A 20,682-nucleotide genomic window follows, 5' to 3' on the forward strand; every position below is an offset into this window, starting at 1 on the left:
CGTCGAGCGAGGGAAGCCTGACCTTACTTTGACTGTCCGTAAGGTCATTGATCCACCGCCATGCGTTCGAGCCACAGAAATTGACTTTAGCCCCACTGGCCTCTACTTCTCTACCCTTGACTCTCCGTCACAAGGCGCTCGACGCCGTCATCCGGTCGGCAGGGGAGAGGCGCGAAGACGTGATGTGCGCGCCCCGGCAGTGAGGTCACGCTGGTCGGCAATCTCTTGACGGGAGCACACATGCAACCACCCAGCTCTACGGCGGACTTCACCCGACTCGGGCCCTGGGAGCACATGCCGGCGGCCCAGCAACCGGACTGGCGGGACCACGCCGCTCACCACGAGGCCTGTCAAAGGCTGGCGTCAGCACCGCCCCTGGTGACCCTCACGGAGATTCGGCATCTTCGGCGGTCGCTGGCACACCTGTTGACGACCGACGCGCTTCTGCTCCAACTGGGCGACTGCGCCGAGAGCTTCTACGAATGCACCCCTCGGCACATATCGGAGAAACTGCGTGTCATCGACCGCCTCGGTGATCGGCTCGGTGAACTCACCGGCCGCGGTGTCATTCGCGTCGGCCGTATGGGCGGACAGTTCGCCAAACCCCGGTCGCGGGCGACCGAGCGGCACGGGACAGAGGTCATCCCGTCCTTTCAGGGGCACTTGATAAATTCGGAGATCCCTTCGGCCGTGACCCGCAAGGCCAACCCCGAGCGCATGCTGTGGGCCTACGACGCCAGCGGCAGGGTGCAGCGGGCCATGCGGGCGCATCGTCACCGGGACGGCGATCCGCCCGCGGCCGAAGGCCCGTGGTCGAGCCACGAGGCTCTTGTCATCGACTACGAATCCCGGCTGGTCCGCCACGACGCGGACACGGGCGAGCTGTATCTGACCTCAACACACCTGCCATGGGTGGGGGAACGGACACGTCGGCCGGCGGACGCGCACGTCGCGCTGCTCTCCGCCGTGGTCAATCCGGTCGGGTGCAAAATCGGGCCGGCCGCGGACCCCGACGACATCGCGCGGGTGTGTGAGGCGCTGGATCCGCGACGTGAGCCCGGCCGTCTCGTCCTCATACCGCGTATGGGCAGAGACCGGATCCAGCACGTCCTGCCACCCGTCGTCCGCCGTGTGGCGAACGCGGGACACCCCGCGATCTGGCTCTGCGACCCCATGCACGGCAACACCGTGACATCACCGCTCGGTCTGAAGACCCGTCATCTGACCGACATGATCAGCGAGGCTCTGCGATTCCGGGACATCCTGGAGAAGAACCGCCAGCACCCCGCCGGACTCCACCTGGAGGTCGCCGCCGACGACGTGACGGAATGCGTCGGCGGACCGGTGGAGAGCGACGACGATCTGCGTCGCCACTACACCTCACTGTGCGATCCGCGGCTCAACGTCGACCAGGCGGCCACCCTCATCGAGGCGTGGGCGAGGGGACTTTGTCCGCCAGCAGCGAGGTGAGCAGGTCACCGAGGATCTCCGGGCCGTGCTGGGTGAGCAGGGATTCGAGATGGAACTGCACGGAGCGAAAACCCGCACCGCGCAGGCCGTGCACTTCGCCCGTCCGGGCGTTCCTGCTGATGTCGACGGGCTCGCGCTGCCCGGTCGCGGATATGGAGTCGTGTCCGGAGCGGGCTTCGTAGGTGTTGTAGAAGCCCACGAGTTCGGATCGGCCGAACAGGTCGACCCGTTTCTGAACGCCTTGGTTGGCCACCGGGCGCCGTACGATTTCAAGGCCCAACTCGGTGGCGAGGATCTGGTGGCCCAGGCAGATGGCCAGGAACGGGACGGTGCCGGCGAGCAGGTCACGGACGAGCGTGCGCAGCGTGTCCATACGCGGGTCCGTGGCGTCGCGGGGGTCGCCGGGACCGGGGCCGACGACCACGACGTCGAACGCCTCCCAGGGCAGCGGATCGTCGAATCGCGTGATCGTCGTCCGCAGGCCGAGGGCTCGCAGTTGATGGCCGAGCATTCCCACGAAGGTGTCCTCGTTGTCCACGATCAGCACGTGCCGCCCGACCAGCGCCGGGTCCGGTGTTCTCCCGTGTGCTCCGTCGAGCCAGAAGCGCGACAGAGTGGAGTTGCGGGCTGCCAGGGCCAGGCGCACACGGGGGTCGTCGGTGGGTGACTCGTGCGCTCCCACCGAGTCGGGCGCGCCCGGCGCGCGACGACCTTCCCCCGCGAGGCCCAGCGCTTCGATCACACCCGCGGCCTTGGCGCGGGTCTCGGCCACCTCGGAAACGGGGCGGGAGTCACGGACGAGGCTGGCGCCGACGCCCAGGCGCAGCCGGCCGTCGCCGCCGACCTCCGCGGTCCGGATCATGATCGCCGAGTCGAGCGTACGACCGCCCGCCGCATCACGGCCGATCAGCGCGAGGACGCCGCCGTAGTATCCGCGGCCTGTCGCTTCATGACGGCCGATGACCCGGAAGGCGTTCTCCAGCGGACTTCCGGTCACGGTCGGTGCGAGCAGGGTCTCCCGCAGTACGTCCCGTACGTCGAGATCGCTGTGGCCGGTCAGGATGTACTCGGAGTGGGTGAGGCGCGCCATTTCCTTGAGGAAAGGTCCGTGAACCCGGCCGCCGGAGGCACAGATGCGGGCCATCATCTTCAATTCTTCGTCGACGACCATATAGAGTTCGTTGGCCTCTTTCCGGTCGTTCAGGAACTCCAGCAGCCCGGCAATGTCGGGGCCGGTTGCCGGGTGCCGATAGGTCCCGCTGATGGGGTTCATCGACACGGTTCCGTCGGCCATGCTGACATGTCTTTCCGGTGATGCGCCGATGAATGTTCCCGCGCCGGTGTGGAACAGGAAAGTCCAGTACGACCCGAGTTCACCGGTAAGGAGCCGCCGGAAGACGGCCAGCTCCGTGCGGACCGAGTAGTCGTCCAACCGCGCGACGAAGGAACGCCTGATGACGAAGTTGGATCCGGCGCCCTGTCCGATCTCATCACCCAGCACCCGTTCGACGATCGCCGCGTAGTCCTCGTCGCTGATGTCGAATCCGGCGTCCGACACGCGCACGTTCCGCTCGGGCAAGCCCGCCAGAGTCTGATCGCGGGTGAGTTCGGCCTGGTCATGGACGCACATCGCGAGCAACGGTGCGTGATCGTCGCGGCAGGCGAACCCACGTTCGGTGATCTGCCGGTACGGGATCGCCACCAGCAGATCATGTCGCTCATCACCGGAATCCTCGCCGGGCAGGGGCAGTTCGGCGAGGGCGTCCACCTCGCGCATCTCGCCGGTCAGAATCTCCACGCGCGAGTTCCGCGCCGAACCGGGCCGGTAGAGCAGGGCGAAGGCACGACCGTCCTCGCCGAGGCCGGTCAGCACATCCCGAGGGCCGGCCGTGCTCGAATCCGTACCGTACATTTCGCTCCCCTTAGCGTGAGATCAGAGATCACCGCCCTCGATACTGCGGTCGCGAAAGGCGTCGCACAATGACGTGAAGCCGCCATCACGTGTTTCCGGTAACGGTTCATCAGGCATGGCGTGAATAGCTGAACGGAGTGGAACTACCCACGCGAGTAGTGGGCGGGCCGGTGGCTCGCGATTACTGTCGTGGCCTACCAGTTCGGCGAGGGGGTGAAAACGACCGTGGATGTTCTGGTTCAGAAATATGGCGGTACTTCTCTGGGGACTCTTGACCGTGTTCGCCACGCCGCCCTGCGCGTCGCGGCGTCGCGGCGAGAGGGACCGTCGGTGGCCGTGGTCGTCTCCGCACGCGGCGGCAGGACCGATGATCTGCTGAGGCTGGCGGCCGACATGGGCGCCACGTCCCCCTCCCGCGAACTGGATCAGTTGCTGGCCGTGGGCGAGTGCGAGTCGGCGGCTCTGATGGCCCTGGCACTGAACGGGCTGGGAGTGCCGGCGATCTCGCTGACCGGTCACCAGGCCGGGATCCGGGGCACCGACCGGCACGGTGACGCCCTCATCTCACGGATCGGGGCGGCGCGTGTACAGGCGGCACTGGCCGGCGGCCAGGTCGCCGTGGTCACCGGATTCCAAGGGGTCGACCGCACCGGAGATGTCGTCACGCTCGGACGCGGCGGCTCCGACACGACCGCGGTGGCGCTGGCGGCGCGACTTCACGCGGCGGCCTGCGAGATCTACACCGACGTGGACGGCGTCTTCAGCGCCGACCCCCGCATCCTGCCCGCGGCCCGATGCCTGCCGTGGGTCCAGCCCGGTGTGATGGCGGAGATGGCGTTCGCGGGCGCGCGGATCCTGCACACCCGCTGTATCGAACTGGCGGCCATGGAAGGGGTCGAAGTGCGCGTGCGGAACGCCTCGTCGCAAGCACCCGGCACGACCGTCGTCGACCGGCGGGACGGCCTGCCGCTGGAGACCCGCCGTGCCGTCGTGGCGGTCACCCACGACACCGACGTCGCGCGCGTGCTGGTGCACTGCCGCGACAGCCGGCAGGACCTGGCTCCCGATGTGTTCGAAGTGCTCGCCGCCCGGGGGACGGTGGTGGACCTGGTGGCCAGGTCCGGGCCGTACGAGAACGAGTTCCGCATGGGATTCACGATCCGCCGAAGCCAGGCCGACTCCGTGCGGGGCGCACTGCACGAGCTGACGGCCTCCTTCGGCGGCGGTGTCCACTTCGACGAGAACGTCGGCAAGGTGTCGGTGGTGGGGATGGGCCTGCTCAGCAGGCCGGAGTACACGGCCAGGCTCATGTCGGCCCTGGCCGCGGCCGGGATTCCGACGAGCTGGATCTCCACCTCCCAGATGCGGCTGTCCGTGATCGTGCCGCGAGAACGCACCGTCGACGCGGTCGAGACCCTGCACCGCGAGTTCCAGCTCGACCGGCACGACCCGGTGGACGCGTCCGCGACCTGAACTCCGGCTGTTCCGCCACCGTTTGAGAGAGGCAGGACACAGTGGCTGTACACAACACCTCGTTCGCGCGGGGCCTCCGGCTGCGACGGCTCTTCCGGCACGGCGACGGGCGTCTGCTCGTCGTGCCGCTCGATCATTCCGTCACCGACGGACCGCTGCCGCGCGGCGATCTGAACTCCCTGCTCGGTGACCTCGTCGGAACCGGTGTCGACGCCGTGGTTCTGCACAAGGGCAGCCTCCGCCATGTCGAGCCCAGCCGGTTCGGCGACATGTCGCTGATCGTGCATCTGAACGCGAGCACCAGACACGCTCCCGATCCGGACGCGAAGTATCTCGTCACTCACGTGGAGGAGGCGCTGCGGCTGGGCGCGGACGCGGTCAGCGTGCACGTCAACCTGGGGTCGCGCCAGGAGGCCCGGCAGGTCGCCGATCTGGCGGCGGTGGCGGGGGAGTGCGACCGCTGGAACGTCCCGCTGCTCGCCATGGTGTACGCCCGCGGACCGCGGATCGAGGACTCGCGCGCGCCTGAACTGGTGGCGCACGCCGCGTCACTTGCCGCTGACCTCGGTGCGGACATCGTCAAAACCGACTACGCGGGCACACCCGAACGGATGGCCGAGGTCGTACGGGTCTGTCCGATCCCCGTCATCGTGGCCGGCGGCCCCCGCGCGGCCGAGACCGACACCGTGCTGTCCCAGGTGTCCGACGCCCTCAAGGGCGGGGCGGCCGGTGTGGCCATGGGACGCAACGTCTTCCAGGCCGAACGGCCCGGCTGGATGGCGGCCACCCTCGCGGGGCTGGTGCACGAATCGCGGCACGTCCCTGGCCCGGAGGGCGTGAACAGCCGTCTCGCCCTCACGTCTTGAGAATTCTCCGACCTTTCCGCAGAGGAGACACCTGTGAAGCTGTGCTGGCTGGACATCCGCAACGCCGACGGAGCCAAGCAAGCCATCATCGAGGAAGCCGTGCACCAACGGGTCGACGCCATCGTGGCGGACGATCCGGCCGACCTGGAGCCGCTTCCCCCGACGGTGAAGAAGGTGCTGTTCCCGCGGAACGGGCCGCTGCCCGAGAAGCTGGCACCCGCGGATCTGGTCATCGTCGACCCGGCCCGCCACGGGGAGCCCGCCGAACTGGCGGGCCAGTACCCCGACATGGAGTTCGGCCGGTATGTGGAGATCACGGACGCCGCGAGCCTCGAAGACGCCTGCAGCTCGGCGCGCCTCGACAAATGGAGCCTGCTGTACTTCCGGGACCCCACCAAGATCCCGCTGGAGATCGTGCTGGCCGCCGCGGCCGGAGCGGACGGCAGCACCATTACCCAGGTGGCCGATGTCGAGGAGGCGGCGATCGTCTTCGGCGTGCTGGAGCACGGCTCCGACGGCGTGATGCTCGCCCCCCGGGTTCCGGGCGAGGCGACGGAACTGAAGGCCGCCGCCGTGAGCGGGGCGGCGGACCTGCCCCTGGTGGAGCTGGAGATCACCGGAATCCGGCGGGCGGGAATGGGGGAACGCGCGTGCGTCGACACCTGCACGAACTTCCGGCTCGACGAGGGCATTCTCGTCGGCTCGCACTCCACCGGCATGATCCTTTGCTGTAGCGAGACGCACCCGCTCCCGTACATGCCGACCCGGCCGTTCCGGGTCAACGCCGGTGCGCTGCACTCCTACACGCTGTCGGCCGAGGGACGCACCAACTACCTCAGCGAACTCACCGCCGGCGGCAGGGTGCTCGCCGTCGACGCGAAGGGGCACTCTCGGGTCGTCACCGTCGGCCGGGTCAAGATCGAGACGAGGCCACTGCTCGCGATCGACGCGGTCTCGCCGTCGGGCGTCACCGTCAACCTCATCGTGCAGGACGACTGGCACGTACGGGTGCTCGGGCCGGGCGGCACGGTACTGAATGTCACGGATCTGACGCCGGGTACGAAGGTGCTCGGTCATCTGCCCGTCAAGCAGCGGCATGTCGGCTACCCGATCGATGAGTTCTGCATCGAGAAGTGAGCCGTGGCAGCCATGAGAGAGGCGTGGTGGCCGCGATGACCCCGGGGCCCGTGCTGGATTTCCATATGCGTCTGGCCCCCCGGCCGGGCGCCGCCGAGCGGCTGCTCTCGACTCTGGACGACTGTGGACTGGAGCGAGCGGTGGTGTGCGCCGGCGGCACCATCGACCTCGACCGGCTCTCCCGCCAGCTCGTCGAGGGCGGGCACGTCGAGACCGACGCCGACAACGACGCGGTGCTGGAGACCTGTTCGGGCACCGACGGGCGCCTGGTGCCGTTCTTCTTCGCCAACCCGCACCGCCCGGCCGACGTCTACCGTGCCCGGGCCGCCGACTTCCGTGGCCTGGAGGTCTCGCCCGCCGTACACGGTGTCGGCCTGACCGATCCACGGGTGGCCGAACTCGTCGGCGTGGCCGCCGAGTTCGGCCACCCCGTGTACGCGGTGTGCCTCACCCGCCCCGGCGCCGGCGTGGCGGACCTGGTCGAACTGGCCCGACGCTTCCCACGGGTGAGCTTCGTACTCGGACACAGCGGCATCGGCAACATCGACTTCCACGCTCTCACGCTGATCCGGGACGAGGCGAACATCCTGCTGGAGACCTCCGGCGGCTACACGTGCGTGGCCGAAGCGGCGCTCGGCCGACTCGGCGCCGGGCGCGTGGTGTTCGGCTCCGAGTATCCGCTCCAGCACCCGTCCGTGGAGCTGGCCAAGTTCCAGGCGCTGCGGCTGCCGCCCGAACAGTGGCGGCAGATCGCCTGGGACAACGCACATCGACTCCTGGGAGAGGAGAAGCGGTGAACGACGACACAGGTTCGAACCTGCCCCGAATCGGCCAGTGGAACGGACCCGAGGAACTGCGGCGCATCCAGGAGAAGCAGCTGCCGCAAACCGTCTCCTGGGCGGCCCGCTCGCCGTTCTACCGCGAGCGGCTGAACCCGGCGGCCCTGCCCACGACCGCGGCCGACCTCGCCACCTTGCCGCTGACCACGAAGGGGGACCTGCGGGACAACTACCCCTACGGCATGCTCGCCGTCCCCAAGGAGCGGCTGGCCACCTATCACGAGTCGAGCGGGACCGCCGGGCAGCCCACCGCCTCGTACTACACGCAGGAGGACTGGACCGACCTGGCCGAGCGCTTCGCCCGCAAGTGGATAGGGATCTCCGCGGCGGACACCTTCCTGGTCCGCACCCCGTACGCACTGCTGCTGACGGGGCATCTGGCGCACGCCGCCGGCCGGCTGCACGGCGCCACCGTGGTCCCCGGCGACAACCGTTCGCTGGCCATGCCGTACGCCCGCGTGGCCCGCGTCCTGCACGACCTGGGTGTCACGCTGACCTGGTCGGTGCCGACCGAATGCCTCATCTGGGCAGCCGCCGCGACTGCGGCCGGACACCGCCCCGGCGCCGACTTCCCCGCGCTGCGCGCGCTGTTCGTCGGCGGCGAACCGCTCACCTCCGCCCGCCGCGGCCGGATCAGCCGGCTGTGGCAGGTGCCGGTGATCGAGGAGTACGGCTCCACGGAGACCGGCAGTCTCGCCGGCGAGTGCCAGTACGGGCGGATGCATCTGTGGGCCGACCGGGCGCTGTTCGAGGTGTACGACCCGAGTACCGGCACCGTCGCGGCGGAGGGCCGGGGCCAGCTCGTGGTCACCCCGCTGTTCCGCGAGGCGATGCCCCTTCTGCGCTACAACCTCGAAGACAACGTGTCGGTCTCCTACGACGACTGCGACTGCGGATGGAACCTGCCCACGGTCCAGGTGTTCGGCAGGTCGGCTTTCGGCCACGAGGTCGGTGCCGCGGTGATCACCCAGCACCGGCTGGAGGAGCTCGTCTTCTCCCTCCCGGACTCCTACGAGGTGGTGTTCTGGCGGGCGAAGGCCGAACCGACCGTCCTGCGTATCGAGTTCGAGGTGCCCGAGGAGCACCGGAAGGACGCCCAGGCGGAACTGACGTCCTCGGTGCGGGCCGTGTTCGGTGTCGAATGCGATGTCGTCGGGCTGCCCCCGGGGAGTCTGATACCGCGCGACGCGCTCACCGCCATGCCGGACGTGGTCAAACCGCGCAGCCTCTTCGGGCCCGACGAGGACTGGGGCAAAGCGCTCCTCTACTACTGATGGGGGCGGTATGCCTCGGATGAAGGTGGCCGTGGCGGGGGCGGGAATCGCCGGCCTCGCCTTGGCCGCCGCCCTCAGCCGGGCCGGAATCGACTGTCATGTGTACGAACAGGCTGAGCGGCTGGCCGAGGTGGGGGCAGGGGTGCAACTGGCGCCCAACGCCACCCGGTTGCTGCACCGGATCGGCCTGCGCGCGCGTCTGCGCTCCTTCGCGGTCGCGCCCTGGGCGATCGAGATGCGCCGCTGGGACGACGGCTCGCTGCTGCAACGCACCCCGCTGGGCGCCCCGTGCCGCCGGCGCTTCGGGGCGCCGTACTACACCGTGCACCGTGCGGACCTGCACAGCGCCCTGCTCTCGCTCATTCCGGCCGGCCAGGTGCACCTCGGCGCCCGCTGTGTCGGTGTGACGCAGGACGGCGACGCCGCGCGGCTGCGCCTGTCCGACGGCTCGACGGTCACCGCGGATCTGGTCGTGGGCGCCGACGGCATCCACTCGGTCGTGCGTGAGCAACTGGCGCCCGACCAGCCGCGGTACTCCGGGCAGACGATCTACCGGGGCCTGGTGCCGGCCGAGCGAGTGCCCCATCTGCTCGGCGCGTCCCTGGTCCGGCTGTGGCTCGGACCGGGCCGGCACTGCGTGTGCTACCCGGTGTCGTCCGGCCGGCAGATGAGCTTCGGCGCGACCGTCGCCGCCTCGGACTGGCGGGAGGAGTCCTGGTCGGCGCGGGGCGACGTCGCCGAACTGGCCGCCGCGTACGCGGGCTGGCACCCGGACGTCGCCCAGCTCGTCGAAGCGGCGGAGACGGTCAGCAGATGGGCGCTGCACGATCGCGAGAGCATCGACCGGCTCAGCTCGGGACGGGTGACCGTCATCGGCGACGCCGCGCATCCGATGCTGCCGTTCCAGGCGCAGGGCGCGAACCAGGCGATCGAGGACGCCGTCGTCCTCGCGGCCTGCCTGGCCGACGCGGAACCGGACGACCAGAGCGCCGCCCTGCGCCGCTACGAGGAGATCCGCCTGCCCCGCACCACACGGATCCAGCGCCAGTCGCGGGAGAACGCGAAGACCTTCCACCTGGCCGACGGGGACGCGCAGCGCCGCCGCGACACCTCCACCCGGAACTCGTCGGGTCTCGACGCGCACGACTGGCTCTTCGGGTACGACGCCGGGCAAGCCGCCACAACCAGCGGGAGTTCATGATGGAACTGACCGGAATCGACGGGACGATCGCGCTGGTCACCGGTGCGGCGCAGGGTATCGGCGCCGCGGTGGCCGCCACCCTGGCGGGCGCGGGAGCGCACGTCGCGGCCGTGGACCGCAACGCCGAAGCCCTCGACACCGCCGTGGCCAAACTCGCGGCCGGAGGCGCGTCGGTCCGCGGCTACGCCATCGACGTGTGCGACAGCGAGGCGGTGGACGCGCTCGTACGGCGCGTCGAGGACGAGCAGGGGCCCATCGGCATCCTCGTCAACGCGGCCGGCGTCCTGCACACCGGCAGAGTCGTCGAACTGACGGATCATCAGTGGAATGAGACCCTCTCCGTCAACGCGGGCGGTGTGTTCAACATGTCCCGCGCGGTGGCCCGGCGGATGACCGGCCGCCGCCGGGGCGCGATGGTGACCGTGGCGTCCAACGCCGCCGGTGTACCGCGTACGGAGATGGCCGCGTACGCCGCGTCGAAGGCGGCGTCCGCCCAGTTCACCCGGTGTCTGGGACTGGAGCTGGCCGACTACGGCATCCGGTGCAACATCGTCTCGCCGGGCTCGACCGACACCCCCATGCTGCGCTCGATGTTCGGCGCGGAAGCCGATCCGAGCCGGGCCATCGAGGGCTCGCCGGCCGCGTACCGCGTCGGTATCCCGCTGCGGAAACTGGCCCAGCCGCAGGACGTGGCCGAGGCGGTCGCGTACCTCGTGTCGGAACAGGCCGGTCACGTCACGATGCACGACCTGTACGTGGACGGTGGCGCCGCGCTGCACGTATGAGGCGGTCGGGGCGTCCGGCGAACCGGACGGACACACGAGGAGAGCGAACCATGGCCATGCCCCCCATCGCGCCCTACCGCATGCCGGGCGACGGCGATCTGCCGTCCGCGGCGGTGCCCTGGCGCCCGCGCGCGGACCGGGCCGTCGTGCTCGTGCACGACATGCAGCGGTACTTCCTGCGCCCGTTTCCGGCCGGGCGCTCTCCGCTGACCGAACTGGTCTCCAACACCGCGAAGTTGCTCGCGGCGGCGCGTGCGGCCGGGGTGCCGGTGATGTACACGGCACAGCCGGGTGGCATGAGCCGCGAGGACCGCGGGCTGCTGCACGACCTCTGGGGTCCCGGTATGGGAGTGGGGGAGGCCGATCGCGGTATCGCCGACGAAGTCGCCCCCGAGCCGGGCGACACGGTGTTGACCAAGTGGCGCTACAGCGCGTTCTTCCGCAGTGATCTGGAGGAGCGACTACGGAAGTCGGGACGGGACCAGCTCATCGTCTGCGGCGTCTACGCGCACATGGGTTGCCTCATCACCGCGTGCGACGCGTTCAGCCGTGACATCGAGCCGTTCCTGGTGGCGGACGCGCTGGCCGATCTCTCTCTCGACGACCATCTTATGGCGCTTCGCTATGCCGCGGATCGCTGCGCGGTGCCGCTTTCCACGTCCGACGTTCTGGATAAACTCAAGCATTAGTCAACAGCAGGTAATTCGAATTCCCTCGGAATGCGTGCGCAGCGTCAACTACTCGATTGTGCAGTGGACCTGACGAACGAATTCACTAACCTCGTGTCAGCATTTCCCCCAAATTCAGGGAAGAGGGCACGACGCATGACGACGCTCAGACGTTCTCCGGACTCGGATTTCTCACCGCGGCGCAGGACGCTGTTGCTCGGCGGGCTCGGCGGTGCTTCGACCGCGGCGCTGGCCACTCTGGGGCACAGTGGCACGGCATTCGCCGGTGAGCCCACCCGCCCGGTGACGAAGTCGGCCGTCGACTTCGACTTCGACACCGGCAACTTCATCCGGGATCTGATCTCCCAGTTCCACCCGGCCTGGGACGTCATCGCGCCCATGGACGTGACCGTGCTGCACCGGTTCATCCATCTGTCCACGACCGCGTGGTTCGACGCGGTCGCGCCCTACCACCCGACCGCGGTGGGCGTCCACTCCCGGCTCGGCCGTCGTCCCTCCGGCGAGGCCGCAACCAACAGGAACAAGAACATCGCCGGCCTGTACGCCTCGTACCGAGTGATACAAGGCGTGGAGCCGGGGCGGGAGCCGTCCTTCCGGGAACTGCTGATCGCCGTCGGCCTGGACCCCGACGACGGGTCGGCCGACCGGTCCAGTCCGGTCGGCATCGGCAACCTGGCGGGCAAGGCAGTCGTCGCGGCCGCCGAGCGGGACGGCATGAACCAGCTCGGGGACGAGGGCAGCCGGTACAACGGCAAGCCCTTCGAGGACTACACCGGCTACAAGCCGGTGAACACCGCCTACAAGCTGGCCAACCCCTCCCGGTGGCAGCCGAAGTTGGGGCCCCACAACCGCCGCCTCGGCGGCGGGGCGGGTGACCAGGGCATCTTCGTCGTCCAGCACTTCGTCACCCCGCAGATGCGGCTGACAAAGGCCCATACCTTCCGCGACCCGAGCCAGTTCAGGCTCGACCCGCCCCGGCACACAGACCACACGAGGGTCAGGGACTACAAGTACTCGGCGGACGAGATCCTGGAGGCGTCGGCCGCACTCACCGACAAGCAGAAGGTCACAAGCGAGTTCTTCGACAACAAAATACTGGGCCTCGGCACCTCGGTGGCTGCCGCGGCTCTGGCCCACGAGGACCGGCTGGACCTCGACGGCTGGGTGCACCTGCTCTTCACCAACACGGTGTCGCTGTTCGACACGCTCATCGCCATCTGGCACCACAAGACCATGTACGACACGGTGCGGCCGTTCAGCGCGGTCCGGCACGTGTACGGCAGCGCCGCGGTGACGGCCTGGGGTGGACCCGGCAAGGGCACTGTCAACGACATCCCCGCCGAGGAGTGGTCCAGTTACCTCAACGTGGGGGACCACCCGGAGTATCCGTCCGGCTCCACGACACTCTGCTCCGCCCAGGCGCAGGCGGTGCGGCGCTTCTTCGGCGATGACGTCCTGAACCTGAACTACACCGCTCCCGCCGGCTCGTCGCTGGTGGAGCCGGAGCTCACCCCCGCCCGCGAGGTCAAGCTGCACTACGCCACCTGGACCGACTTCGTCCAGGAGTGTGCCATCAGCCGGGTGTGGGGCGGGGTGCACTTCAAGAAGACGGTCGAGCGGTCCGTCGACTTCGGGGCGCAGTTCGGCGATCTGGCCTACGAGTTCGTGCAGCGGCAGGTCAAGGGCGACGTGGATTCCAGGTAATTCAGATGAATGCCCGCAGCCACCGTCGAACATCGTGAGTTGTGCGCGGACACGCGATGGGACGGTGGCCGCGGCGTACCGATCGGGCGGTGCGGTTTCCCGCAGGAAATACCGCGAACACGGGGCGAACGAGGCCGGAGGGCCCGGATACGTTCGCCCGACCGGCCGGCCGGCCGCGACTTTCGAAGACCGGGAGGGACACCTCGATGTCCGATCGCACTCATGTCGTCGTCATCGGCGGAACGTCGGGGCTCGGGCGGCATTTCGCCCAGTCGTGCGCCGAGCGCGGAAGCGACGTGATCATCACCGGCCGCACGGAGGACCGGACCAAGGGCATCGCCGACGAGATCGGCGGGCGGACTCGCGGACTCGCACTGGATCTGACCGATACTGCGGGGATCGAGGCCGGTCTGGCCGACGTACGACGCGTCGACCGGCTGGTCCTCGCGGCGCTCGACCGGGACCACAACACCGTGCGTGACTACCGCCCGTCCGACGCGACGCGCCTGCTGACGGTGAAACTCGTCGGCTACACCGCGGTCCTGCACGCCCTCGCCCCGCGGATGGCCGACGACAGCGCGGCCGTACTGCTCGGCGGCCTCGCCAGCCACCGTCCTTATCCCGGATCCACCACCGTGACGACCGCCAACGGTGGCATCAGCGCGCTGGTCAGAACACTGGCCGTGGAACTCTCACCGATCCGGGTCAACGCCCTGCACCCGAGCATCGTCTCGGACACGCCGTTCTGGGACGACAAGCCGGCGGCACGCGAGGCCGCCCGGACGCGTGCGCTCACCAGGCGGCCCGTGACGATGCGGGACTGCACCGAGGCGATCAGCTTCCTGCTGGAGAACCGCTCGATCAACGGTGTCAACCTGAACATCGACGGCGGAGACGTACTCATCTGACGCCGGTCGTGACCCGCCAGGGGCCCCACCGGCCGGTCGCGCCCTGCCCGTGCTCCCGCTCCGCGCGCGTGTAGCGCGTGAGATCGCGGGCCGAGAACAGGGCCATGCCCGCGTCGAAGCCCGCCACCGGCACCGGAATCCGTGCCCAGTAGGCGAGTTGGCCGTCGACGTACCACTCCGCCTCCGACGTGTCGGCCCGGTAGCTGATGGCGAAGCGGTGCTCCAGCCCCGGCTCGGTCGGTACGTCCATGACCGTCCGGTGGATGTAGTGCTCGTGCGGCCGGGTCACACCCGGCAGCACGAGCCGTTCGACCACCGCGTAAAGCGTGTCGTTGGTCGCGGCGGCATTGAGGACGACGCCGGTGTCCACGTCGAAGAGGTTCACCGTGCCGAACGCGTCGAGGAGGTCATAGGGAATCTGGCGGTAGGTCCGTACCGCCATGTCCACCTCGAACGTCAGCCGTCCCTCCGCCGGCACGGCGAAGCGCCGCACGGACCGGTACATCTGCTTGGCGTTGTTCCGCCGGGGATCCGTGTCGTGGAACCGGCTGAACGGGTCGACGGTCAGCTCGAATCGCCCGTCACCCGTGCGCAGCCGTGCGTTGCGATCCTGGTACCGCCGCCTTTCGCCGTCGGCGCCCTCCATCGACATGATTCTCCAGCGGGCGGGATCGAGTTCGACGGTTGTGAAGTCGTCGTACGTCCAGGTGCTCGTCTCCGGTGCCGAGGTCATGCGGAAACCATCGGCCCCGCCGCCGTCGCCGGGCATCACACGTTCACGCGGTTCGCCGCGGGTCACGCCAATTCTCCGGGGCACACGGTGAATCCCGTGAATGAGCCATACCTGGACGGGAGCCCAGGCCCGAGACTGCCGTACTGATCGCCACGCCACGACGTCGTCATTCACGACGTCCTCATCAGGAGGAGGTGTCATGGGCACGATTAATTCGCTGGCGGGTGGTGATGACCGCTATGTCGCCGTACATGACAGCGCTCAGTTCAAGGCCCTACGCCGACAATCGAATGCCTTCATCCTCTGGGCGAGCGTCCTCTTCTTCGGGTGGTGGTTCACCGGATCCGCGCTCGCCACCTTCGCCCCGGACTTCTTCCGGCAGAAGGTCGGCGACACCATGAACGTCGGCCTGGTGTTCGTCCTGTTGTCGTTCGTCTTCGTGGTGGCGCTCTCCGGGCTGTACCTGCGATACGCCCGCACTCGACTGGATCCCCTCAGTGAGCGGATCCGGGCGGAACTGGAAGGAGAATCCCGATGACCATCCTTGCCGATCCACCGCCCCCGGTCGACAACACCTGGGCAGCGCCGGCGATCGCCATCCCCCTCAGCATCCTCGCCGCGGTGCTCGTGTACTTCCTGGCGAAGAAGGACAGCGACAGCACGCGCGGCCCGGACGACTTCCTGCTCGCGGGCCGGCGGATCGGCCTCGGCCAGAACGCCGTCGCGCTGGCCTCGGCGCCCCTCATGTACTCCACCATGTTCATCATCACCGGCCACATCGCGCTGAGCGGCTACGACGCCGTTCTGCTGATGACGGCCTTCACGATGTCCATGATGCTCGGGGTGCTGATATTCGCCTCGCCCATGCGCAACCTGGGCGTGAACACGCTGGGCGACCTGTTCGCGATGCGCGCCCGTGAACGCCCGGCACGGATCGCGTCGGCCGTCGTCATCCTGCTGATCTTCACCATGTTCACGATCATCAACATGGCCGCGATCGCGTTCATCTTCAACCGGTGGTTCGGTCTCGACGAGATGCTGGGCCTGGCCCTCATGGTCTGCGTCGTCGGGCTGATCACCGTCCTGTACGTGTATGTGGGCGGAATGCTCGGAATCACCCGGATCCTGGTGTTCAAGGCGATTGTGGCGTTCGCCGTCGTGGCGGTGCTCACCACGCTGGTCCTGGCCAAGTTCGACATGAACCCCTTCACCCTCCTCTCCCAGGCAGAGGCCAACGCCGCGGCGCACAAGGGTGGTTACGATCTCCTCGGTCCGGGCCGCCTGTTCGGTGAGGGCGCCGGACGGTGGGTCCACCTGTCGAAGCTCTTCTGCATCGTCGTCGGGGTCGCGGCGATCCCGTTCCTCTTCATGCGCAACCTCGCGGTGACCAGCGGACAGGCCGCGCGGCGGTCGGCCGGCTGGGCGTCGATGATCGTCGTCGCGTTCTATCTCTGCATGTCCCTCGTCGGCCTCGGCGCCGTCGCGGTCCTCGGTGGAGACAACATCGGCGTGATCAAGCCGCACCGTGACATCAGTCTGCCCAAGCTCGCGGACGACCTCGGCGGGCAGTTCATGGTCGGCACACTCGCGGTGATCGCCCTTCTGACGATCGTCGGAGTCTTCGCGGCTCTGCTGATCAACGCGGTGACGGCGGTCTCCAAGGACATCAACGTGGTGCGCGGACGGCGCCTTGAACCGGCGGCCGAACTGAAGGACATCCGGCGCAACGTGAAGATCATCGGCATCGCCGCCGTCGTCGTGGGTGTCGCGATGCTGCCGGTGCGGACACACATCTTCATTCCGACGTCGATCGACGTGGCGGGTGCCGCGGTCCTGCCGGCGGTCGTCTACTCGCTGTTCTGGCGTCGCTTCAACACCTCCGGACTGCTGTGGACGGTGTACGGGGGCATCGCCGTGACCCTGTTCATGGTCGTGTTCTCCGACGGTGTGTCGGCCAGGGAGGACGCCATCTTCCCCGACGCCAATTTCAAGTTCGTCGACATCGAGCCCGGACTCGTCTCGGTGCCGGTCGCCTTCCTGCTCGGCTACATCGGGACGATCATCAGCAAGGAGCGGAACGACGCCGGCTTCGCCGAGCTGCAGGTCCGTGCCCATACCGGCGCCGTCCTTCCCGCTCGACGGCAGGACGCGCCCGTCGGCGGCCCGCAGAAGCGCGATCCGGAGAGCCGGACACCCAGCGAAGCGCGTTGAGCGATCGCGAACGGTGTGGGGCGGTCGTCGTGCCGCCCCACACCCCTCGGGAGGAAATCGTGGATCCGGTACCGGTTCTGGTCGTGGGCGCGGGACCGGTCGGCATGGTCGCCGCACTGGCGCTCGCCCGCCACGGCGTCCCCTGCGTTCTTGTCGACCAGGGGTTCGAGACGTCCGTTCATCCGAAGCTCGACTACGTCAACTCCCGGAGCATGGAGTTCTTCCGGCGACTGGGCATCGCCGACGACGTACGGTCCGCGGGCGTCGGACCGGAGCATCCGGCCGACGTGATCTGGTCGACCGGCCTGGCCGGCGAGCCGATCACCGAGTGGCGCCTCCCCTCGGTCGCCGAGGAATGGCGCCGCATCGCCGCACACAACGACGGCACCCGTCCCGCCGAGCCCGGCCAGCGCATCTCCCAGATCGATCTGGAGCCGGTACTGCGGGCCCACTGCCTGCGTCATCCGCTGATCGATCTACGGGGCGGCCTGCGGTTCGACTCCCTCACCCAGGACGACTCCACGGTGACCAGCCACCTGGTCGACGTGCTGACGGACGCCGAGGTCCGGATCCGGTCCCGGTACGTGATCGGGTGCGACGGTGCGTCGAGCCGGGTCCGTACGGCGGTGGGCATCGGCCAGGAGGGCGTCGACGCACCCGGACTGCCGAGCGCGTTCATGGTGCACTTCAAGAGCCGTGACCTGAACACCCTGCACCGGCACGGACAGTTCTGGCACTACTTCGCGTTCCGCTACATCATCATCGCCCAGGACGAGGTCGACACCTGGACCGCGCATGTGAACGGTGTGGACTCGTCGGAGTTCGACACCCCGCCGGCGGATCCGGCGGCCTTCCTGCGCGACACCATGCGCACGGACCTGAAGATCGACAAAGTGCTGATGACCTCTCGCTGGCGCCCCGGCTTCGTGATGGCGGACCAGTACCGGGCCGGACGGGTGCTCCTCGCCGGGGACTCCGCCCACCGCATGTTCCCGACCGGTGCCTACGGAATGAACACGGGCATCGGCGACGCGATCGACGCGGCCTGGAAACTCGCCGCCGTCGTCACAGGCTTCGGCGGTCCCCGGCTGCTCGACAGCTACGAGGCGGAACGCCATCCGGTGGGTCTGCGCAACATGCGTACGTCACAGCGACACCTCGGCGTGCACATCAAGGCGGGGACACTCCTTCGCGAGGGCGCCTCGCTCCCGACCGTCGCGTCCTTCCTGCGCGCCCAGCGGGGCGAGAACGAGTACGCGGGGATCGAACTCGGTTACCGCTACCACGACTCGCCCGTCGTCTGCCACGACGACTCGCCCGAACCTCCGTGGCGCCCCCAGGAGTACACACCGACGACCTGGCCCGGAGGACGTCCGCCGAGCCTTCTCCTCGAAGGCGGGCAACCGCTCTTCGACCGCTTCGGCCCGTCCTTCACGCTCATCGACTTCGCCGGCGACGGCAGGGCCGACACACTGCTCGAAGAGGCAGCCGCTCAAGGCCTGCCGGTCAGCCACACGGTGGTGCCCGACGCCGGGGCCCGGCGGGTGTGGGAGCGCGACCTGGTGCTTCTCAGGCCCGACCATCATGTGGCATGGCGCGGGAACACGGCCCACCCCGACCCGGCCGCCGTGGTCCGGCGGGTACGAGGCGCCGGGTGAGCCGCTTCGCGTACGCCGCCGCGGGCGGCCGGCGCGGACAGCAGTTGGCTGCCGACGGTGCCGGAGGGGGTGCGGCACCGTCAGCAGCCAGGTTCAACGGAGCGAAGATCAGCCGCCGTTCAGCTTGCGCTGGATGTAGTCGTAGCTGAGGTCGCCGATCTCCGGTGCGTACTCGCGCGAGGCCTCGATCGAGGCGGGGAAGTTCTCACCGCCCCAGACCCTGCTCTCACCGCAGTCGTCGGCGAAATCGGTCCAGTTGCTCCACTTGAGACTGATGTCATTGGCAGGGGTCACTCCCGGTTCGACCAGGGAGGAACCCTTGGCGACCGGAAAATTGATGTCGATCTTGTCGGTGCCGGTGAAACGCCGAACCTGCTGGGCGAACGCGAAGCAGAGCGAAGACGAGGCCGACGGGTACTCGGGGTGGTCGGACGAGTTCGTGTGCAGATAGCTCTGCCACTCGTTTCCGGTGATGTCGCTGACGGTGCCCTTCTGAGGCCCGCCCCACGCCGTTACGTTCTTCTTCCCGTACAGATGGCGGATCGCGCTGAACGGCCGCACCGAGTCGTACTTGCGCTTGAAATGCCATGTGGCGATGGTGACATCGACAAAGGCGACGTCCGAGGTGGTGATGTAATGCACCATCTTCTCGGTGCTGTACTTGCCCTGGGTGACCACCGGCGTACCGGCGACGGCCCCGAAGGTGAGGACCTTGTCGTTGAACAGCTCGGCGGTCATCTTCTTTTCGTCGTTCAGGTTCGCCGACGCCTTCAGGACCTCGTCGGCCTGACGCTGGTACGCCCCGCGATTGCGGTGGTCGCTGCTCGTCGGGGGAGAGACCTCGAACCGGGTGGGGCTGTCGTACGAGAACGGCTTCACGAGGCCGTAGTGGGGAGTCGCGAACTGCTGGGACCGCAAGACGTTGTTCGTGGACGTCACGTTGGGCTGCCAGCGGGACGGGTCGCGCAGCTCGTACGGGCTGTTGACCGGCCGGTAGCCGGTGTAGTCCGCGTAAGGCTGCTGATTGTACTTACGGCCGCCCTTGTCGCCTTCCCGGTTGGAACCGTCGCCCTCTCGCGCCGCAATGGCGTTCTTGGCGGCGAGAATCCCGATACCGCTCGGAGTGGTCGGATCCTCCGCGGTGTTGTTGGGATCGAGACCCGCTGCTTCCATCATCTCCAGCCATCGGGACCGGTGTTGCGGGAGAATTTCGTTGAGCGAGGTGAAGGCGGAGTAGATGACGGCGATATTCTTGTTGCGCGTCGTGTGTTCGTCGCTCGGACGGCGGCCGAGATCCGAGAAGATTCCCGAAGCCGTCGGATGATAGGGAGCCAGGGCGTCGAACCAAGGCATTTCTATCAGCAGGGCGTGATCCACGGTGAATGAGACGGATCGGCCGGAGCTCTGCTCTCGCGACACCCGCTGGAACTTCGGATAGACGACTTCTATCAGGGCGTTCCCGTTGTCGAGGTCGAATCCTGCCGCCTTTTGCGGGTACGCCGGCGCCGCGCTGGTCAGTGATCCCACCAGAGCCACCGCGGTGGCGACGGTCACCGCGTACCCCAGGCGCCGTCCCGGCAGCCGCCTCACATTCGTCACGGATATTCTCCTTGTCGTCGACCTTCTGAAACAGCCGCAAGAGGGTTCGTTCTTATTGGTCGAGGTTGGCGGATTTTGACGACGCTAGCGGCTTCGAATCCCGGCGTCCACTACTCGATCGAGCAGTGGACACTACCCGCTCACGACCCCGGTGGGGGTTGCTGGCGGCGCGGCTCGTCAGCAACGATGCAGGGGGAAGCCATATCGCTTTCGGGGATGAAAT

The 20,682-nt window shown here is 68.3% G+C and carries 17 protein-coding genes; 14 read left to right on the plus strand and 3 right to left on the minus strand.

What is annotated here, in order from left to right; genetic code table 11:
* Positions 1-240 precede the first annotated feature (240 nt).
* Entirely contained in the window at positions 241-1,470 is a 1,230-nt protein-coding gene (locus ACIBLA_RS19175; RefSeq protein ID WP_399199229.1) for a 3-deoxy-7-phosphoheptulonate synthase, read from the plus strand.
* Here ACIBLA_RS19175 and ACIBLA_RS19180 read toward each other — a convergent pair.
* The gene (locus tag ACIBLA_RS19180) at positions 1,424-3,382 is read right to left on the minus strand and encodes an anthranilate synthase family protein (protein ID WP_399199230.1); all 1,959 of its coding nucleotides are present in this window, start codon (positions 3,380-3,382) and stop codon (positions 1,424-1,426) included. The two genes, ACIBLA_RS19175 and ACIBLA_RS19180, sit on opposite strands and share 47 nt — an antisense overlap.
* Before the next feature lie 225 nt (positions 3,383-3,607).
* Here ACIBLA_RS19180 and ACIBLA_RS19185 point away from each other — a divergent pair, with 225 nt between their 5' ends.
* The 10 genes from ACIBLA_RS19185 to ACIBLA_RS19230 all read left to right on the plus strand — a co-directional run bounded on the left by ACIBLA_RS19185 (position 3,608) and on the right by ACIBLA_RS19230 (position 14,258).
* A complete protein-coding gene (locus ACIBLA_RS19185) occupies positions 3,608-4,855 on the plus strand; it encodes an aspartate kinase (protein ID WP_363241969.1) in 1,248 nt (415 codons plus the stop codon).
* A gap of 41 nt (positions 4,856-4,896) precedes the next feature.
* Positions 4,897-5,721 carry a 2-amino-3,7-dideoxy-D-threo-hept-6-ulosonate synthase gene (locus tag ACIBLA_RS19190; RefSeq protein WP_363241970.1) on the plus strand — a complete coding sequence of 275 codons (825 nt, stop codon included), beginning with the start codon at positions 4,897-4,899 and terminating at the stop codon, positions 5,719-5,721.
* Between the two features lie 33 nt (positions 5,722-5,754).
* Complete coding sequence (locus tag ACIBLA_RS19195) at positions 5,755-6,858, plus strand: 3-dehydroquinate synthase II (RefSeq protein ID WP_363241971.1); 1,104 nt, start codon at positions 5,755-5,757, stop codon at positions 6,856-6,858.
* Between the two features lie 35 nt (positions 6,859-6,893).
* A complete protein-coding gene (locus ACIBLA_RS19200) occupies positions 6,894-7,655 on the plus strand; it encodes an amidohydrolase family protein (protein WP_399199231.1) in 762 nt (253 codons plus the stop codon).
* Positions 7,652-8,971 (plus strand): AMP-binding protein, encoded by a 1,320-nt coding sequence (locus tag ACIBLA_RS19205; protein ID WP_363241973.1) that lies wholly within the window; start codon positions 7,652-7,654, stop codon positions 8,969-8,971. Before ACIBLA_RS19200 ends, ACIBLA_RS19205 begins: the two co-directional genes overlap by 4 nt.
* Before the next feature lie 10 nt (positions 8,972-8,981).
* A complete protein-coding gene (locus ACIBLA_RS19210; RefSeq protein WP_399199232.1) occupies positions 8,982-10,172 on the plus strand; it encodes an FAD-dependent monooxygenase in 1,191 nt (396 codons plus the stop codon).
* The gene (locus tag ACIBLA_RS19215; protein ID WP_399199233.1) at positions 10,172-10,957 is read left to right on the plus strand and encodes a 2,3-dihydro-2,3-dihydroxybenzoate dehydrogenase; all 786 of its coding nucleotides are present in this window, start codon (positions 10,172-10,174) and stop codon (positions 10,955-10,957) included. Before ACIBLA_RS19210 ends, ACIBLA_RS19215 begins: the two co-directional genes overlap by 1 nt.
* A 50-nt stretch (positions 10,958-11,007) precedes the next feature.
* A complete protein-coding gene (locus ACIBLA_RS19220) occupies positions 11,008-11,646 on the plus strand; it encodes an isochorismatase family protein (protein WP_399199234.1) in 639 nt (212 codons plus the stop codon).
* A 135-nt stretch (positions 11,647-11,781) separates the two neighbouring features.
* Positions 11,782-13,350, plus strand: a complete 1,569-nt coding sequence (locus tag ACIBLA_RS19225; RefSeq protein WP_399199235.1) for a DUF6851 domain-containing protein — start codon at positions 11,782-11,784, stop codon at positions 13,348-13,350.
* 206 nt (positions 13,351-13,556) lie between these two features.
* Positions 13,557-14,258 (plus strand): SDR family NAD(P)-dependent oxidoreductase, encoded by a 702-nt coding sequence (locus tag ACIBLA_RS19230; protein WP_399199236.1) that lies wholly within the window; start codon positions 13,557-13,559, stop codon positions 14,256-14,258.
* Here ACIBLA_RS19230 and ACIBLA_RS19235 read toward each other — a convergent pair.
* On the minus strand, positions 14,251-14,991 hold the full coding sequence (locus ACIBLA_RS19235; RefSeq protein ID WP_363241979.1) for a DUF6081 family protein: 741 nt from the start codon (positions 14,989-14,991) through the stop codon (positions 14,251-14,253). The two genes, ACIBLA_RS19230 and ACIBLA_RS19235, sit on opposite strands and share 8 nt — an antisense overlap.
* A gap of 199 nt (positions 14,992-15,190) precedes the next feature.
* Between ACIBLA_RS19235 and ACIBLA_RS19240 the strand changes: the two genes are divergently transcribed.
* Genes ACIBLA_RS19240 through ACIBLA_RS19250 form a run of 3 tightly spaced genes read left to right on the plus strand, consistent with a single transcriptional unit; the run spans position 15,191 to position 18,860 of the window.
* Positions 15,191-15,529: a DUF485 domain-containing protein gene (locus ACIBLA_RS19240; protein WP_363241980.1), complete on the plus strand. Its 339-nt coding sequence runs from the start codon at positions 15,191-15,193 to the stop codon at positions 15,527-15,529.
* The gene (locus tag ACIBLA_RS19245) at positions 15,526-17,202 is read left to right on the plus strand and encodes a Na+:solute symporter (RefSeq protein ID WP_363241981.1); all 1,677 of its coding nucleotides are present in this window, start codon (positions 15,526-15,528) and stop codon (positions 17,200-17,202) included. Before ACIBLA_RS19240 ends, ACIBLA_RS19245 begins: the two co-directional genes overlap by 4 nt.
* A 59-nt stretch (positions 17,203-17,261) precedes the next feature.
* Complete coding sequence (locus tag ACIBLA_RS19250) at positions 17,262-18,860, plus strand: FAD-dependent monooxygenase (protein WP_363241982.1); 1,599 nt, start codon at positions 17,262-17,264, stop codon at positions 18,858-18,860.
* Positions 18,861-18,968: 108 nt separating this feature from the next.
* Here ACIBLA_RS19250 and ACIBLA_RS19255 read toward each other — a convergent pair whose 3' ends face one another.
* Positions 18,969-20,459, minus strand: coding sequence for a vanadium-dependent haloperoxidase (locus tag ACIBLA_RS19255; RefSeq protein ID WP_399199237.1), 1,491 nt, complete (start codon positions 20,457-20,459; stop codon positions 18,969-18,971).
* Positions 20,460-20,682: the final 223 nt, after the last annotated feature.

Origin of the sequence: Streptomyces sp. NPDC050433, from assembly GCF_044458565.1 — a bacterium.
Taxonomy (GTDB): domain Bacteria; phylum Actinomycetota; class Actinomycetes; order Streptomycetales; family Streptomycetaceae; genus Streptomyces.

Coding starts and splice junctions, on each gene's coding strand:
- ACIBLA_RS19175 (WP_399199229.1), top strand. CDS start 241: ATGCAACCACCCAGCTCTACGGCGGACTTCACCCGACTCGGGCCCTGG.
- ACIBLA_RS19225 (WP_399199235.1), top strand. CDS start 11,782: ATGACGACGCTCAGACGTTCTCCGGACTCGGATTTCTCACCGCGGCGC.
- ACIBLA_RS19240 (WP_363241980.1), top strand. CDS start 15,191: ATGGGCACGATTAATTCGCTGGCGGGTGGTGATGACCGCTATGTCGCC.
- ACIBLA_RS19235 (WP_363241979.1), bottom strand. CDS start 14,991: ATGACCTCGGCACCGGAGACGAGCACCTGGACGTACGACGACTTCACA.
- ACIBLA_RS19180 (WP_399199230.1), bottom strand. CDS start 3,382: ATGTACGGTACGGATTCGAGCACGGCCGGCCCTCGGGATGTGCTGACC.
- ACIBLA_RS19245 (WP_363241981.1), top strand. CDS start 15,526: ATGACCATCCTTGCCGATCCACCGCCCCCGGTCGACAACACCTGGGCA.
- ACIBLA_RS19200 (WP_399199231.1), top strand. CDS start 6,894: ATGACCCCGGGGCCCGTGCTGGATTTCCATATGCGTCTGGCCCCCCGG.
- ACIBLA_RS19220 (WP_399199234.1), top strand. CDS start 11,008: ATGGCCATGCCCCCCATCGCGCCCTACCGCATGCCGGGCGACGGCGAT.
- ACIBLA_RS19230 (WP_399199236.1), top strand. CDS start 13,557: ATGTCCGATCGCACTCATGTCGTCGTCATCGGCGGAACGTCGGGGCTC.
- ACIBLA_RS19215 (WP_399199233.1), top strand. CDS start 10,172: ATGGAACTGACCGGAATCGACGGGACGATCGCGCTGGTCACCGGTGCG.
- ACIBLA_RS19210 (WP_399199232.1), top strand. CDS start 8,982: ATGCCTCGGATGAAGGTGGCCGTGGCGGGGGCGGGAATCGCCGGCCTC.